The following is a 14,530-nucleotide window of genomic DNA, read 5'->3' as shown; positions in this document are numbered from 1 at the left end:
CGGCTATCTACGCTTGCTGCCGCCCAGCAACGACCCCAGCAAGCCCCGCACCAATTGGCGCCCTACCTGATTGGCGGCCTGTTGCATGGCTGACTTGAGCGCCTTGCCGGCCGCAGTCCCGAGGAATGCCCCGGCTCTGTCGGTAAAGCTCGGCTCTTCGCTCACCGGCTTGGCTTCTTCGGCTTCGGCCGGGCCCAACGCCTTGCGCGCCATCAGCACTTCATAGGCCGATTCGCGGTCAATCGGCTTGTCATAGCGGCCCTGCAACGGCGAACTGGCAATCAGGGCGGCGCGTTCGGCGTCGCTGAGCGGGCCGATCCGCGATTGCGGTGGCGCGACCAGCACGCGCTGGACGACTTCCGGCGTGCCCTTTTCCTGCAAAGTGCCCACCAGTGCTTCACCGGTGCCCAGCTCTGTCAGGACCGACAACGCATCAAATGTCGGATTGGGCCGAAAACCGTCCGCCACCGCGCGCAGTGATTTCTGCTCTTTGGTGGTGAATGCGCGCAGGCCATGCTGGATACGCAAGCCAAGTTGCGCCAACACGCTGTCAGGCAAGTCCCCGGGCGATTGCGTGACGAAATACACACCCACGCCTTTCGAGCGAATCAACCGCACCACCTGTTCGAGGCGGTCCTGCAAGGCCTTGGGGGTATCGGCAAACAATAAGTGCGCTTCGTCGAAAAACAGCGCCAGCAGCGGTTTATCGGCATCGCCGCGTTCGGGCAACTGCTCGAACAGTTCAGCCAGCAGCCATAAAAGGAAGGTTGCGTACACCTTGGGGGCTTCGTGGACCAGGCGGCTGGCGTCGAGCAGGTGGATACGCCCGCGACCATCGCTGGCGGGGTGCAAAATATCCTCGAGCTGCAGCGCCGGCTCGCCGAACAACGCTTCCGCGCCCTGCTGCTCCAGCACCGCCAGGCGCCGCAACAGCGCCTGGCTGGAGCCGGTGGTCATCAGCGCCGCATCTTCACCCAGCAGTTCCGGGTGGTAGCGCAAGTGATTGAGCAGTGCCTTGAGGTCCTTCAAATCCAGCAGTAACAGGCCTTCGCGGTCCGCCACCTTGAAGGCGGCATACAACGCTGACTGCTGGCTGTCGGTGAGCTCCAGCAGGCTGCCGAGCAGCAACGGCCCCATTTCACTGATGGTGGTACGCAATGGATGACCGGACTCACCGTGAATATCCCACAGCGTGACCGGATACGCCTTGGCCGTGTAATTCAGGAAAGGCATGCCGGCGATGCGCTCGGCCACCTTGCCCTGGGGGTTGGCCGCAGCGCCGAGACCACAAAGGTCGCCCTTGATATCCGCGGCGAATACCGCCACGCCCGCATCGCTGAACGCTTCTGTCAGGCGTTGCAGGGTGACGGTCTTGCCAGTGCCCGTGGCACCGGCAACCAACCCGTGACGATTGGCCAGGCGCATAGCCTGGGCGATGGGCTGGCCATCGAGGCCGGCGCCGATAAGGAGTTGCGTGGAGTCAGGCATTTCGTCACCTATGGTTAATCTTTCGTGCCGCAAGGTCGATACACATCAATGTAAGACCCACAAAGTCTAAAAACAGGTCAGACAGCTCCTACAGGGACCTCACAGGGCTATCGCCAGAAATATCACACCTTTTTTGACGCTACCATTCTGCGCATCCCATAAGGACGCGTTTTGGATATTAAGACCTTAGCGGACCCTTCAGGCCATGAATAAAAACCTGCGCTTCAGCCACAAAATCCTGCTTGCTGCCTCCCTTATCGTCATCGCCGCCTTCGCGCTGTTTACGCTTTATAACGACTACCTACAACGCAACGCAATTCGCGAAGATCTCAACAATTACCTGCATGAAATGGGTGATGTCACTGCCAGCAACATTCAAACCTGGCTCACCGGGCGCATTGTCCTGGTGGAAAACGCGGCACAAAATATTGCGATCAATCCCGACCCCAAGGTGGTCGCCAGCCTGCTGGAACAGAAAGCCCTGACCTCCTCGTTCATGGCAACCTACGTGGGCGACAGCCAGGGCGCGTTCACTATCCGCCCCGACACCAAGATGCCGGACGGTTTCGACCCACGCGTTCGTCCTTGGTACAAAGGCGCCCAGAGCAGCAATGGTTCGACCCTGACCGAACCCTATATCGATGCCGCGACGGGGCAATTGATCATTTCCATCGCGACCCCCAGCGCCCAGGGTAGCCAGAGCATCGGCGTGGTCGGCGGCGACCTGAGCCTGCAAACCCTGGTGGACAACATCGGCGCGCTGAACTTCGGCGGCATGGGCTACGCGTTCCTGGTCAGCGCCGACGGCAAGGTGCTGGTCCACCCGGACAAAAACCTGGTGATGAAAACCCTGGCCGACGTCTACCCGAAACACACGCCGAAGATCAGCAGCGACTTCAGTGAAGTCGAGGCCAACGGCAAGGACAACATCGTGACCTTTACACCGATCAAGGGCCTGCCGTCGGTGAACTGGTACCTTGGTATTTCCGTGGATAAAGCCACCTCCTTCGCCATGCTCAGCGAATTCCGCACCTCGGCGATCATCGCCACGATCATTGCCGTGGTAATCATCATCGCCTTGCTCGGCATGCTGATCCGAGTGCTGATGCAACCGCTGCACGTGATGACTCGCGCCATGCAGGACATCGCCGATGGCGAGGGCGACCTGACCCGTCGCCTGAGCATCCAGAATCACGACGAATTCGGCATCCTGGGTAATGCGTTCAACCGCTTCGTGGAGCGGATTCATACGTCGATCCGCGAAGTGTCCTCGGCCACCGGGCAGGTCAATGAAGTCGCCCTGCGGGTGGTCAGCGCGTCCAACTCGTCGATGATCAACTCCGACGAGCAGGCCAACCGCACCAACAGCGTCGCCGCGGCCATCAACCAATTGGGGGCCGCCGCCCAGGAAATCGCGCGTAACGCCGCACAAGCCTCGAACCAGGCCAGCGATGCGCGGCACTTGGCCGAAGACGGTCAGCAGGTGGTTGAACGCAATATCAAGGCAATGACTCAGTTGTCCGCGATGATCAGTGCTTCCAGCAGCAACATCGAAGCACTTAACAGCAAAACGGTGAATATCGGGCAAATCCTCGAAGTGATCACCAGCATCTCTCAGCAAACCAACCTGCTGGCGCTCAACGCCGCCATCGAGGCGGCGCGCGCCGGGGAAGCCGGACGTGGGTTTGCGGTGGTGGCCGACGAAGTGCGTAACCTGGCGCACCGCACCCAGGAATCGGCACAACAGGTGCAAACGATGATCGAGGAGCTGCAAGTCGGCGCCCGGGATTCGGTCAGTACCATGAGCGAAAGCCAGCGCCACAGCCTCGACAGCGTGGAAATCGCCAACCTGGCCGGCGAACGCCTGAACAGCGTGACCCAGCGCATCGGCGAGATCGATGGGATGAACCAGTCGGTCGCCACCGCCACCGAGGAGCAGACCTCGGTGGTGGAGTCGATCAACATGGACATCACCGAGATCAACACACTCAATCAGGAAGGCGTGGAAAACCTGCAATCGACCCTGCGCGCCTGCGCCGACCTGGAACAGCAGGCGGCACGGCTGAAGCATCTGGTGGGCAGTTTCCGTATCTGACCGACACCACAGAACCTTGTGGGAGCACAGGTCCGCCTTGCGCCCACATTGACCTTTATCAACTTGAGCGCGCGCGCCCCCAATTCCGATCGAACATCTATCATTACCTCAGGTCCACGTAAGGAGAGCTACGGATCGGAGGAATGTTCATCGTGCATATCGCGGACATCACCATGTTCTACGCCCCCGCCAGCGGTGGCGTACGCACTTATCTCGACGCCAAGCACCGGCGTCTGACGCTCAAGCCCGGCATTCGCCACAGCCTGTTGGTCCCCGGCGCGCACTTGAGCGAACGGGATGGGATATTCAAGGTGCCGGCCCCCGCCCTCCCCTTCGGCAAAGGCTACCGCTTCCCCCTTCGGCTCGCGCCTTGGCGAAATGTCCTGCACGATTTACAGCCCGATCTGATCGAAGTCGGCGACCCCTACCTGACCGCCTGGGCGGCGCTGGATGCACGACGCCAACTGGATGTGCCCGTCATTGGTTTTTATCACTCGGATCTGCCGCTGCTGGTGAGTAACCGCATGGGGTCGTGGTTTACCCCGAACGCTGAAGCCTACGTCAGCAAACTCTATGGGAATTTCGACCGGGTACTGGCGCCCAGCCAAGTGATGGCTGACAAGCTCATCGGGCTTGGGGTGAATAATGTCTTCGTGCAGCCGCTGGGGGTCGACCTGCAGACGTTCTGTCCGGACGTCCGCGACCCGGGCTTGCGCGCCGAACTGGGGATCGCCGCGGATACCCGGCTGCTGATCTTCGCCGGGCGCGGTTCCAAGGAAAAAAACCTGCCGCTGCTGCTCAACTGCATGAAACGCCTGGGGGACAACTACCACTTGCTGTTGGTGGGCTCCGGCATGCCGGCCAGTGTGCCGGACAACGTCACCGTGATCGATGGGTTCCGCCCCGCCCAGCATGTCGCCCGGCTGATGGCCAGCGCCGACGCGCTGCTGCATGGCGGCGATCAGGAAACCTTCGGCCTGGTAATACTGGAGGCCATGGCCTGCGGCATACCGGTGGTCGCCGTGGCGGCCGGCGCATTTACCGAGATCATCGACGAGCGCTGCGGCCTACTGTGTACGCCCAATAATCCACGGGCCATGGCCGATGCGGTGCGCGAGCTGTTCGGTGCCGACAGCCGTCGCCTGGGCGCGCAGGCTCGGCGTCATGTCGAACAGCATTACGCCTGGGAGACGGTCGTCGACAGCCTGTTGACGCACTATTATGCGGTGCTGGGCAGCCACAAGCCGATGCTTGCCCATGGATGAGCGTTCGGTGCTGCTGGTGCTGCACGATGTAGCGCCGCAGACCTGGGCCGACTACCGCCCATTCGTCGCAGCCGTCGACGCGTTGGGCGGCGTGCCCATCACCTGGCTGGTGGTGCCGGAGTTTCATCATCATGACCCCCTGACCACCCATGGCGACTTTCGCCGTCTGCTGGACAGCCGCGTGGCCAAGGGCGATGAGCTGACCTTGCACGGCTACTACCATTGCGACGATCAACCGGCTCCGCGCACCCCCAAAGCCTGGTTCATGCGGCGCCTGTATACCCATGAGGGTGAGTTCTACCAACTGCGCCAGGATCAGGCGCTGCAGCGTATCAGCGATGGCATCGCGGTATTCCGTCGCTACGACTGGCCGCTGCAAGGCTTTGTCGCTCCCGCCTGGCTGATGAGCCGCGGCACCCGCGAGGCACTGCGCCAATTGCCGCTGACCTACACCAGCGACCCGCAGCATCTGTACCGGCTACCCGACTTCACGCCGGTCAACGCCCCGGGGCTGGTGTGGAGTGCGCGCAGTGCCTGGCGCCGAGGTCTGTCCAAGTGTCTCAGCGACCGACGGGAACAGCGCTGGCAGGCGGCCCCGGTGATTCGCCTGGGGCTGCACCCGGTGGACATGCGCCACGAATTTTCCCGCCGCTACTGGCTTGAAACCCTACAACGCCTGCTCAACGCCGGACGCACACCACTGACCAAGGCCGCTTGGCTGGCCACCCAGCCATGAGCCGGGTGATCTGGCTGCTGCTGGGCCTGCTGCTGGCGCTGGCGATCCCCGTGTGGCTGGGAGGTGGCGAAACCGTTACGCGCCTGGAGCAATTCCCGCTGCCCCAACTGTCGCTGATGTTCGGCATGATTATCCTGTGCTGGCTGATCAACAGCGTGCGTATCCGCTTATTACTGGGCGAGCAACGCGGCCAACTGGGGCGACTCAACAGCCTGGGCGTGGTGATATCGACCGAATTCGCCATGTGCGCCACGCCCGGAGGTAGCGGCGGGCCACTGACACTGATGGTCCTGCTGGCGCGCAACGGCATACGTCCGGCCCATGGCAGCGCGGTGTTCGCCATGGATCAGTTGAGCGACTTGCTGTTTTTTTTCTGCGCACTGGTGGGAATCGCGTTGTACGCAGTGTTCCACAGCCTCAGCCCACGCCTGGAGTGGCTGTTGGGGCTCAGTGCGGCATCGATGGTGGGCGCAGTGTTCAGCGCTGTGCTGCTGGTGCGCTTTCATCGCCGCCTGATACGCCTGGGCGGCACCTTGCTCCAGCGATGCAAGGTAAGCACCGCGACTCGCCGGCGCTGGGCGCGCAAAGTATTGCGCTTCCTGACGGCATTTACCCAAACGCTGAAATTGCCGTGGCGCACCCTGTCCGCCGTGTTTGCCTTGACCAGCCTGCATTGGATACTGCGCTACAGCGTGCTTTACCTTGCGGTGCAAGGGTTGGGAGGCGATGTGCAGTGGGCCTGGAGTTTCCTGATCCAGATGCTGTCGCTGACGGCGGGCCAGTTCAGCCTTATGCCCGGCGGGGCCGGTGCGGCGGAGTTGACGTCAGCGGCCTTGCTGGCGCCCTGGCTGGGCAAATCCAGCGCAGCGGCGGCGATTCTGATCTGGCGGGCGGTGACCTACTATTTCTATCTGCTGGCCGGTGGGCCGGTGTTTCTGCTGATGCTCGGCAGGCCGCTGCTCAAGCGTCTGTTTCAGGGGACGCCGGCCGTTTCTGCAACTCGTCCCACAATTGGGCTGCCCCAGGAAAGTCAGTACCATCCTCGGCCTCCAGCTCATCCGGGTCATAGCGACTCAGACACCCCTCGCCCAACGTAGCGGGCGCCCTGGACGTAGCTTTATCGAGTGGATCGGTCATGGGCTTGTCCTGCTGGGCAGATCAATGAAAAAAGGCCTGGGACGATTTAACGCCCAGGCCCTTCATTCTTCAATCAAAACGCGTTGATCAGAACACGACTGTTTTGTTGCCGTGTACCAGCACGCGGTCTTCCAAGTGATAGCGCAGGCCACGGGCCAGGACCATTTTCTCGACGTCACGGCCGAAGCGCACCATGTCGTCAATGCTGTCGCTGTGGCTGACACGCACCACGTCCTGCTCGATGATCGGGCCGGCGTCCAGTTCTTCGGTGACGTAATGGCACGTTGCGCCAATCAACTTCACGCCACGCAGGGAAGCCTGGTGGTACGGTTTGGCACCGACAAACGACGGCAGGAAGCTGTGGTGAATGTTGATCACCTTGCCGGCGTATTCGCGGCACAGTTCCGGCGGCAGGATCTGCATGTAGCGCGCCAGCACCACGACGTCGGTTTCATGCTGCTTGACCAGGCGGGACACCTCGGCGAACGCCGGTTCCTTGTCCTGCGGGTTGACCGGCACATGGTAGTACGGGATGCCATGCCACTCGACCATGCTACGCAGGTCGTCGTGGTTGGAGATCACGCAGGCGATCTCACAGTCCAGCTCGTCGCTGTGCCAGCGGTGCAGCAAGTCCGCCAGGCAGTGCGATTCACGGCTGGCCATCAACACCACACGTTTTTTCTGCTCGGTATCGCTGATGTGCCAGATCATCGAAAACTCTTCGGCGATCGGCGCAAACGCCTCGCGAAACGCCTCAAGGCCAAAGGGCAGCGTATCGGCACGGATTTCGTGGCGCATGAAGAACCAACCGCTGAGATTGTCCGAGTGATGGCTCGCCTCGGTGATCCAGCCGTTGTGGGAGGCCAGAAAGTTACTGACTTTGGCAACGATGCCAACCCGGTCCGGGCAAGCGATCACCAGCCGAAAAGTGTGCATTAGGGGGGAACTCCAGAACTTCGCAAAGGCGGTCATTCTAGCGATTACGCAGAAAAACTGCAGTATCCGTTGACGCTTATTCTGCCCTCGCCTTGACCACACCCCTTAATAACGTAGGGTTTTACCACCGCTATATGCATGTGCATCGGCACGCTCAGGCAGTTAGCGAAAATTAAGCAGGTAGTCTTTGCCCATACCCGCTACTAATTAACTCGCTTGCATAGATTTGCCACAAACATTCAAAGTAATTCACATAAATGTTCCCTTAAATGTTTACTTGGGGAAATAGCCTGACTATTATTGGGCCACTATCCCTGTCAATCAGCGCTCTACATAAGGTAGTCCACATGTCCCTGATCAACGAATACCGTGCCACCGAAGAAGCTATCAAAGAGCTGCAAGCCCGTTTGAAGAATCTGTCCCAAGACGACAAACTGCAAACCGAGCTGGAATTCGAAGGCAAACTGCGTACCCTGATGGGTGAATACTCCAAATCCCTGCGTGACATCATCGCGCTGCTGGACCCAGAGTCTAAAGTTAAAGCACCGCGCGGCGCAGTGAAAACTACCGGCACCAAGCGTGCCCGCAAGGTCAAGCAATACAAAAACCCGCACAACGGCGAAGTGATTGAAACCAAAGGTGGCAACCACAAGACGCTGAAAGAGTGGAAAGCCAAGTGGGGCGGTGACGTGGTTGAAGGCTGGGCTACCCTGCTGGGCTAAGCCTCGCCAGGCTCTTGCCTGATACGCGACAGACGAAAAACGCCAGCTTGCTGGCGTTTTTTATTGTCTGAATAATCTGCAATTGCCTGATTACAGATTGAACCGAACGGCTAAAGAGTCAGCATACTCCTGCCATTGATCCAGCACCTGACGCTGAAACGGCGTGGCACTAACAGCCAATTCAATACGAGCACGTTTAAATGCCTCCAAGGTATTGGGTGCCCCCCATTCGCCATCTGACAAGCGTTGCTGACAGAAAAGTTTCCAGCGTTGTTGCTCCTCGCTGTTCAAGGTTGCAGGAAAGTTGCGCGCACGGTAGCGAAATAATAATTCCGGCAAACGCTGATCATCAAAGGGCCACTGCTGCCGCGCCAATTGCGCCGGCTCTGCCGCGCGGACTTGTTCGCACAAACGACGGTCGCGGTCACCGATAAAACCATCATAGAGCTGCTGCTCCGGGTCCGAACTCGGTGCAAAATCTTCCTCGGCATAAATCTCCGCCAACTTGTCGCGCCAAACTTCCTGTGCGTCAGTTAGCCGCAGCGCCCGCGCCTGATAAGCGTCCATATCCAATTGCAGTCGTTCACGGTCTTGCGCCCGCAGCACATTCAATGGCGCCACCACCGGGCAGCGGTTGATATGCAACAACTTGAGCGGTACCGGTAACTCGCCTGCGGCCAGGTCATCACGACGGGTGTAGAGGCGCTGACGCAAGGTATTGGCGTCGAGGTCCAGCAGCCCTTGCGGATCAAGGCCCAGGTCACAGACGATCAATGCGTTGCGATTGCGCGGGTGCCAGGCCAGGGGCAGTACGACGCCGAGGAAATGGCGCTCGGCCGAAAAACGCCCGGAGATATGCACCATCGGTTGCAGCAGCCGCACCTGGTCCATCACCCGTTGCTTGCTGCGCAATTGGAATAGCCAGTCGTACAACCTGGGCTGTTTTTCACGGACCAATCGGGCCAGGGCAATGGTCGCGCGCACGTCGGACAACGCATCGTGGGCCTGGCCATGGGCGATCCCGTTGGCCTCGGTCAAACGCTCCAACTTGAGGGTGACACGCCCATCCTGCTCGGGCCAGACGATTCCCTCCGGGCGCAGCGCGTAGGCGGTACGCATCACATCGATCAAGTCCCAGCGGCTGTTCCCGCCCTGCCATTCACGCGCGTAGGGGTCGAAGAAATTGCGATAGAGACTGTAACGGGTCATTTCATCGTCAAACCGCAGGGTGTTGTAACCCACCCCACAGGTACCGGGGGCCGCCAGTTCGGCATGCACCCGCGTCATGAAATCGGCTTCGGCCAAGCCTTTTTCCGCCAGCATGCGCGGGGTGATGCCGGTGATCGCACAGGCCGCCGGATGGGGCAGGATATCGTCGCTGGGTTGGCAATACAGGTTGACCGGCGGGCCAACCTCGTTGAGGTCGACATCGGTGCGAATACCGGCGACCTGGAGGGGACGATCGCTGCGCGGGTTGATGCCGGTGGTTTCATAGTCGTACCAGAAAAGAGTGGTCACGGGCTATTCCTGTGCTGAAGATCGACAAAGTCTAGGCGCTGGAAGGTACCTGAGGCCAGCGCCAGATCAACTGTATAAACATCCAGCAAAACCTTGAATGGTTGCTTCCATCGCCGACACTGCTAGCATCCGTGTCTTCCAACCGCTCTGCGCTGCCAAGGATCGCGATGCCATCAGCTCCATTGGATACCCGTTACCAGATCGAGACCCCAGAGGGCATCGACCTGCCCTTGCGCCCGGCCGGCCTGCTGCCACGTGCGCTGGCCTTCGCCTTCGACCTGGGCGTGCGCGGGTTGCTCATGGGCATCCTGCTGGTTCCGTTGGCCCTGCTCGGCAACATCGGCATAGGGCTGGGCTCGTTGCTGCTGTTCCTGGTCAGTTGGTGGTACATGGTGCTGTTTGAAGTACTCAACCAGGGCTGCTCGCCGGGCAAGCAGGTCATGGGGATGCGCGTGGTACAGGATGACGGCACGCCCATCGGCTGGTCGGCCTCACTCATCCGCAACCTGCTGCGCTTTGTCGATATGCTGCCGTTCGGCTACTTTCTCGGCGCCATCAGTTGCCTGCAGCACCCTAACTTCAAACGGCTCGGTGATCTGGCGGCCGGCACGCTGGTGGTCTACCGCGAACTGCCATTGGCACGCCCCAAGGTGCCGCAGGCCCCTGCCCTGCGCCTGCCATTTGCCCTGGACCTGAGCGAACAGCGCGCCATCCTCAATTTCGCCGAGCGCCAGGGCGAACTGTCCGCCGAGCGAGTACAGGAACTGGCCTCGATCCTCGCCACGCCCCTGCAGGTGTCCCCGGCTCGCGCTGTCGAGCAGCTCAACGGCGTGGCCCGTGGCTTGCTGGGGCCGACATGAAACAGAGCCTGTTCGAAAGCCGTCATCAGCCCCAATGGCAAGCATTCGCCGAACAACTGACGCAGTTGGAACAAGGCAAGGCCAAGGCCGCTGAGCTGGCTGATTTCCCTCATCAGTATCGACGCCTGTGCCAGCACTTGGCCATGGCCCAGGAGCGCGGCTACAGCAGTTACCTGGTGGACCCGCTGCAACAACTGGCCCTGCGCGGCCACCAACAGCTGTATCGCCACCGCAGCCAATTGGGTGCGAACGTATTGGCTTTCCTGCTGGCCGGTTTCCCCCGGCTGGTGCGTGAACAGTGGCGCTTCGTGCTGATCGCCAGCCTGCTGTTCTTCGGCAGCCTGGTGGGTATTGCACTGCTGGTGTACCTGTTTCCCGAACTGATCTACAGCGTCGTCAGCCCCCAGCAGGTGGCCGAGATGCATAGCATGTACGACCCGGACGCCAGTCGCCTGGGCCGCGTCGCCGAACGTGCATCCAGTGAAGACTGGATGATGTTCGGCTACTACGTGATGCACAACATCGGCATCGCCTTCCAGACCTTTGCCGCGGGCTTGCTGTTCGGCCTGGGCAGCGTGTTCTTTCTGATATTCAACGGCCTGATCATCGGTGCGATCTCCGGGCACCTCACTGAAATCGGCTACGGCCAGACCTTCTGGTCGTTTGTCATCGGCCACGGTGCCTTCGAACTCAGCGCAATTGCCCTGGCTGGCGCGGCAGGCTTGCAGTTGGGCTGGGCGTTGATTGCTCCGGGGCACCTGACACGCGGTGAATCCCTGCGGCTGGCGGCACGTAAAAGCGTGCAGATGCTCTGCGGCGTCATGCTGTTCCTGCTGATCGCTGCATTTATCGAAGCCTACTGGTCTTCCACCACCGCGATCGCGCCTTGGGTCAAATACCTGGTGGGCGCGGGGCTCTGGCTACTGGTGGCCGCCTACCTGACCCTTGCCGGACGGACTCGCCATGCGCCTGAGTGATGCCAGCGTAGTGATTCGCCCGCGAACATCATGGGAAGCCATGGATCTGGGCGTGTTAATGGCCCAGGAACACCGACTGCTGCTGATGGCCAGTTGGGCGCTGGTGAGCCTGCCGATATTCATCGCGCTTAGCGTTCTGTTGTGGCAATACCCGTCCACGGCCTTGTTTGTGTTCTGGTGGTTGAAGCCGGCCTTCGACCGGCTGCCCCTGTATATCCTGTCCAAGGCCCTGTTTGGCGAGACGCCCAGCCTGAAACAGGCCGTGCGTCACTGGCCGCGCCTGCTCAAGGGCCAACTCCTGGCCAGCCTGACCTGGCGGCGACTGAGCCTGAGCCGCAGCTTTTTGATGCCGGTCAGCCAACTCGAGGGCCTGGATGGTCAGGCACGCCAAAAACGCCTGGGCGTGCTGCAACAACACAACGCCGGCGCGGCGCGCTGGTTGACCACGCTCGGTGTACACCTGGAAATCGGCCTGTGGTTCGGCTGCATGGCGCTGTTCTATCTGTTCATCCCCCAGCAGGTTGAGCTGGATTGGGACTGGCAACGGCTGGCCCTGGCAACCGGCCCGGAGGGGTTGTGGCTGGAACACCTGAGCAACGCCTTCTACGCGCTGGTCCTGGTGTTCTGGGAACCGATCTACGTCGCCTGTGGCTTCAGCCTCTACCTCAACCGTCGCACCGTGCTGGAAGCGTGGGACCTTGAGCTGGTTTTTCGCCGCCTGCGCCAGCGCCTGAGCAGCGCGGCCCCGTTGCTACTGCTGGTGATCGGGCTGATGCTGCTGCCGCTGGGCCGACCCGCGACGGCCGATGACTCGCCCCCCACCCGGCAAGTCACCCCCCAATCCGCCAGCCAATCGATCAAGGCGCTGCTGGACAAGCCTCCGTTCAAAAATCCGGAAACCGTCACGCGCTATCGCTTTGCTGACGAAAAACCCAACACCAAGCCCCAGGCACGCGGTGACGGTAAACTACCGGCCTGGCTGCAAGCACTGCTGGACAACTTCAACAGCGACGCCTTCAAGCACCTTGCCCAAGGCCTGGAGGTGCTGCTGTGGAGTCTGTTGGCGGGCGGTGTGGCGTTGCTCGCCTGGCGTTATCGCGAGTGGCTGCGCACCTTTGTCAGCCGGCGCGGGCCACGCCAACCCAAGCTCGCCAAACCGACACCCACCCAACTGTTCGGCCTGGAGCTGGGCGCCGAAACCCTGCCCGATGACATTGCCAGCGCCGCCGAGCGACTATGGCCCAACCACCCCAGGGAAGCCCTGGGCCTGTTGTATCGCGGGCTGCTCAGCCGGTTACTGCACGACTTCAACCTGCCACTGAAAACCGCCGACACCGAAGGCCAGGTCCTGGAACGCGTTCAACGCTTGCAACAACCACAATTGCTGGCATTCAGCGACGAATTGACCCGGCACTGGCAAAACCTCGCCTACGGGCACCGCCTTCCGCCCACGGTGGTACAGCAGCAGTTGTGCAACGATTGGCGCACCCTGTTCAGCTCGGGAGTCGCCCGATGAAGCGGCCATTGCTGTGGGTGGGGTTGCTGCTTGCTTGCCTGCTGGGGGCGGGCGGCCTGTATGTGTGGCACAAGGCAATGCCTTATGACGAAGTGGTGGATCGCGGCCCTTCACCCGAAGCATTGGGCAATCCCTACCTGGCGGCCGAACACTTTCTGCGCCAGCAAGGCCTGGCGGTGGAACGTGCCAGCGGCCTTGAACGGCTCTCCGATCTGCCCCCCAAAGACCGCAGCCTGTTGCTGCTGGGCGAACGCGACAACATGACCCCGCGCCAGGTGGATCAACTGCTGGACTGGGCAAAATCCGGTGGCCACCTGCTGGTGGTGGCCGAAGCGCTGTGGGATGAAGAAACCGCTAAAAGCGGCGACCTGCTGCTCGACAGCCTGCATATCCAGCAGACCTTGAGCGACGAATCCGAGCAACCCGCTCCGGCACGCAAACAGAAAAAACCGGACCTGACCAAGCTCTATGTCGACAATGAAACCGCCCCGGCGTATTTCAGCTTCGATACCGACTTCAATCTCACCGACCCCAAGCACCTGGCCCAGTTTTCCGCCAACAGCGCCAGGTCCAGCCACCTGATGCAACTCAATCTCGGCCAAGGCCGTGTGACAGTCGTCACCGACAGCGACTTATGGAAAACCCCGGGAATCGGCCAACACGATAACGCCTGGCTGCTGTGGTACCTCAACCAGGGCACCGACGTGAGCCTGCTGTTCAACAGCGACGTGGACGACCTGTTCACCTTGTTGATGCGCTATTTCCCCCAGGCGCTGGTGGCGCTCACCGCGCTGATCGCCCTGGCGCTCTGGCAGGCCGGCATGCGCCAAGGCCCGATCCACGCGCCAGCCCCCAGAGCTCGCCGACAACTGCAGGAACACTTGCAGGCCAGCGCCGACTTCCTGCTGCGCCGCAGCGGCCAGGGCACCCTGTTGCACGCCTTGCAGCGCGATATCCTGCGCGCCGCAAGGCGGCGCCACCCTGGCTTTGAACACCTAAACACCGCAGACCAGTGGCAGGTGCTTGAACACCTGACGCGCCAACCCTCTCACGTGATCAGCCAGGCCCTTGGCCCACTTGCGGCAAAACGGCTTTCCAGCGCCGATTTCAGCCGCCAGGTGGCGTGCCTGCAAACGCTCAGGAATGCACTATGACCCCGCGTTCTGTGACGAAGGTGCGTGGTACAACGCCAGCAAGAGGGCGCTGCGCCTCGACTCTGAGGTTCAGCGCCTCGTGAGATCCACACCCAGAGTGAGAACCAACCTGGAGTGCCTGATCCG

At 61.1% G+C, this 14,530-nt stretch carries 12 protein-coding genes and 1 pseudogene; 10 read left to right on the top strand and 3 right to left on the bottom strand.

Going from position 1 to position 14,530, the window contains the following annotated elements; translation table 11 throughout:
* Nucleotides 1–3: 3 nt before the first annotated feature.
* On the bottom strand, nucleotides 4–1,488 hold the full coding sequence (locus tag NR164_RS14730) for a helicase HerA-like domain-containing protein (RefSeq protein ID WP_256822899.1): 1,485 nt from the start codon (nucleotides 1,486–1,488) through the stop codon (nucleotides 4–6).
* Nucleotides 1,489–1,693: 205 nt separating this feature from the next.
* On the opposite strand from NR164_RS14730, the pseudogene NR164_RS30580 reads away from it, so the two are divergent.
* From NR164_RS30580 to NR164_RS14710, 5 genes and pseudogenes are all read left to right on the top strand, one after another.
* Nucleotides 1,694–2,725: pseudogene (locus NR164_RS30580) on the top strand (cache domain-containing protein); the annotation flags it as partial.
* A 93-nt stretch (nucleotides 2,726–2,818) separates the two neighbouring features.
* Complete coding sequence (locus NR164_RS30575; protein ID WP_370737559.1) at nucleotides 2,819–3,583, top strand: methyl-accepting chemotaxis protein; 765 nt, start codon at nucleotides 2,819–2,821, stop codon at nucleotides 3,581–3,583.
* 143 nt (nucleotides 3,584–3,726) lie between these two features.
* Entirely contained in the window at nucleotides 3,727–4,848 is a 1,122-nt protein-coding gene (locus tag NR164_RS14720; protein WP_046382247.1) for a glycosyltransferase family 1 protein, read from the top strand.
* Nucleotides 4,841–5,584, top strand: coding sequence for a DUF2334 domain-containing protein (locus NR164_RS14715; protein WP_256822898.1), 744 nt, complete (start codon nucleotides 4,841–4,843; stop codon nucleotides 5,582–5,584). The genes NR164_RS14720 and NR164_RS14715 overlap by 8 nt, the downstream gene beginning before the upstream one ends.
* Nucleotides 5,581–6,681 (top strand): lysylphosphatidylglycerol synthase transmembrane domain-containing protein, encoded by a 1,101-nt coding sequence (locus NR164_RS14710; protein ID WP_256822897.1) that lies wholly within the window; start codon nucleotides 5,581–5,583, stop codon nucleotides 6,679–6,681. Before NR164_RS14715 ends, NR164_RS14710 begins: the two co-directional genes overlap by 4 nt.
* Nucleotides 6,682–6,808: 127 nt before the next feature.
* Here NR164_RS14710 and purU read toward each other — a convergent pair whose 3' ends face one another.
* Nucleotides 6,809–7,657 (bottom strand): formyltetrahydrofolate deformylase, encoded by an 849-nt coding sequence (purU, locus tag NR164_RS14705; RefSeq protein WP_017847102.1) that lies wholly within the window; start codon nucleotides 7,655–7,657, stop codon nucleotides 6,809–6,811.
* Between the two features lie 347 nt (nucleotides 7,658–8,004).
* Here purU and mvaT point away from each other — a divergent pair, with 347 nt between their 5' ends.
* Nucleotides 8,005–8,379: a histone-like nucleoid-structuring protein MvaT gene (gene mvaT / locus NR164_RS14700; protein WP_005790963.1), complete on the top strand. Its 375-nt coding sequence runs from the start codon at nucleotides 8,005–8,007 to the stop codon at nucleotides 8,377–8,379.
* Between the two features lie 90 nt (nucleotides 8,380–8,469).
* On the opposite strand, the gene sbcB is transcribed toward mvaT, so the two are convergent.
* On the bottom strand, nucleotides 8,470–9,897 hold the full coding sequence (sbcB, locus tag NR164_RS14695; RefSeq protein ID WP_017846069.1) for an exodeoxyribonuclease I: 1,428 nt from the start codon (nucleotides 9,895–9,897) through the stop codon (nucleotides 8,470–8,472).
* A 167-nt stretch (nucleotides 9,898–10,064) separates the two neighbouring features.
* Between sbcB and NR164_RS14690 the strand changes: the two genes are divergently transcribed.
* Genes NR164_RS14690 through NR164_RS14675 form a run of 4 tightly spaced genes read left to right on the top strand, consistent with a single transcriptional unit; the run spans nucleotide 10,065 to nucleotide 14,404 of the window.
* Nucleotides 10,065–10,757 (top strand): RDD family protein, encoded by a 693-nt coding sequence (locus NR164_RS14690; RefSeq protein WP_026139913.1) that lies wholly within the window; start codon nucleotides 10,065–10,067, stop codon nucleotides 10,755–10,757.
* Nucleotides 10,754–11,734: a stage II sporulation protein M gene (locus tag NR164_RS14685; protein ID WP_017846071.1), complete on the top strand. Its 981-nt coding sequence runs from the start codon at nucleotides 10,754–10,756 to the stop codon at nucleotides 11,732–11,734. Before NR164_RS14690 ends, NR164_RS14685 begins: the two co-directional genes overlap by 4 nt.
* Nucleotides 11,721–13,250, top strand: a complete 1,530-nt coding sequence (locus tag NR164_RS14680; protein ID WP_256822895.1) for a DUF4129 domain-containing protein — start codon at nucleotides 11,721–11,723, stop codon at nucleotides 13,248–13,250. The genes NR164_RS14685 and NR164_RS14680 overlap by 14 nt, the downstream gene beginning before the upstream one ends.
* Nucleotides 13,247–14,404 carry a DUF4350 domain-containing protein gene (locus NR164_RS14675; RefSeq protein ID WP_256822894.1) on the top strand — a complete coding sequence of 386 codons (1,158 nt, stop codon included), beginning with the start codon at nucleotides 13,247–13,249 and terminating at the stop codon, nucleotides 14,402–14,404. The genes NR164_RS14680 and NR164_RS14675 overlap by 4 nt, the downstream gene beginning before the upstream one ends.
* Nucleotides 14,405–14,530: the final 126 nt, after the last annotated feature.

It is taken from the genome of Pseudomonas sp. Pse79, from assembly GCF_024519615.1.
GTDB lineage: Bacteria > Pseudomonadota > Gammaproteobacteria > Pseudomonadales > Pseudomonadaceae > Aquipseudomonas > Aquipseudomonas veronii.
The sequence above is the reverse complement of the archived record's forward strand: the minus strand, read 5'-3'. Positions and strand labels throughout refer to the sequence as shown.

Bases quoted from the DNA above. Each gene is read 5' to 3' on its own strand.
- NR164_RS14730 (WP_256822899.1), bottom strand. From the start codon at position 1,488: ATGCCTGACTCCACGCAACTCCTTATCGGCGCCGGCCTCGATGGCCAG.
- NR164_RS30575 (WP_370737559.1), top strand. From the start codon at position 2,819: ATGATCAACTCCGACGAGCAGGCCAACCGCACCAACAGCGTCGCCGCG.
- NR164_RS14720 (WP_046382247.1), top strand. From the start codon at position 3,727: ATGTTCATCGTGCATATCGCGGACATCACCATGTTCTACGCCCCCGCC.
- NR164_RS14715 (WP_256822898.1), top strand. From the start codon at position 4,841: ATGGATGAGCGTTCGGTGCTGCTGGTGCTGCACGATGTAGCGCCGCAG.
- NR164_RS14710 (WP_256822897.1), top strand. From the start codon at position 5,581: ATGAGCCGGGTGATCTGGCTGCTGCTGGGCCTGCTGCTGGCGCTGGCG.
- purU (WP_017847102.1), bottom strand. From the start codon at position 7,657: ATGCACACTTTTCGGCTGGTGATCGCTTGCCCGGACCGGGTTGGCATC.
- mvaT (WP_005790963.1), top strand. From the start codon at position 8,005: ATGTCCCTGATCAACGAATACCGTGCCACCGAAGAAGCTATCAAAGAG.
- NR164_RS14690 (WP_026139913.1), top strand. From the start codon at position 10,065: ATGCCATCAGCTCCATTGGATACCCGTTACCAGATCGAGACCCCAGAG.
- NR164_RS14685 (WP_017846071.1), top strand. From the start codon at position 10,754: ATGAAACAGAGCCTGTTCGAAAGCCGTCATCAGCCCCAATGGCAAGCA.
- NR164_RS14680 (WP_256822895.1), top strand. From the start codon at position 11,721: ATGCGCCTGAGTGATGCCAGCGTAGTGATTCGCCCGCGAACATCATGG.
- NR164_RS14675 (WP_256822894.1), top strand. From the start codon at position 13,247: ATGAAGCGGCCATTGCTGTGGGTGGGGTTGCTGCTTGCTTGCCTGCTG.